The organism is Pseudomonas sp. 34 E 7 (genome assembly GCF_900005715.1).
GTDB classification, from domain to species: Bacteria; Pseudomonadota; Gammaproteobacteria; order Pseudomonadales; family Pseudomonadaceae; genus Aquipseudomonas; species Aquipseudomonas orientalis_A.
In genome coordinates this window covers 629-940 of sequence record NZ_CVTX01000167.1, presented here as the reverse complement: position 1 = coordinate 940, position 312 = coordinate 629, and the positions used below count along the sequence as shown (strand labels likewise).

Annotated in this window: 1 protein-coding gene; it reads right to left on the bottom strand. The window is 57.4% G+C overall.

Annotation, left to right across the window (positions count from 1 at the left end):
- A partial coding sequence (locus tag BFP96_RS21905) for an immunoglobulin-like domain-containing protein (RefSeq protein WP_170876033.1) occupies window positions 1-312 on the bottom strand: 312 nt, incomplete at both ends.

Here is a 312-nt window from a genome sequence, read left to right as displayed (position 1 = left end):
TGACGGTTTGATCGCCTTTGTAGACGTCATTCGGTGCCACGGCGGTGACCGTGCCGCTGGATTGGTTCACACCGATGGTGATGGTTTTGCCGTTGTCCAGGGTGACAGTCAGCGGGTTGGTGATGTTGGTCACCAGCGCTCCGTTTTTATCCACAAGGCTGGCGGTGTAAACGATGTTGCCGCCTTCGCCGACGGTGGTGGTAGCGCTCAGAACCACATCGACCTTGTCGATGGTGTCGTTGATCGCTGTCGTTGCACTGTTTTGCGCAACTACCAGCTGCTCGAAGTTGCCGCCGGAAGCGTCGGTGATCT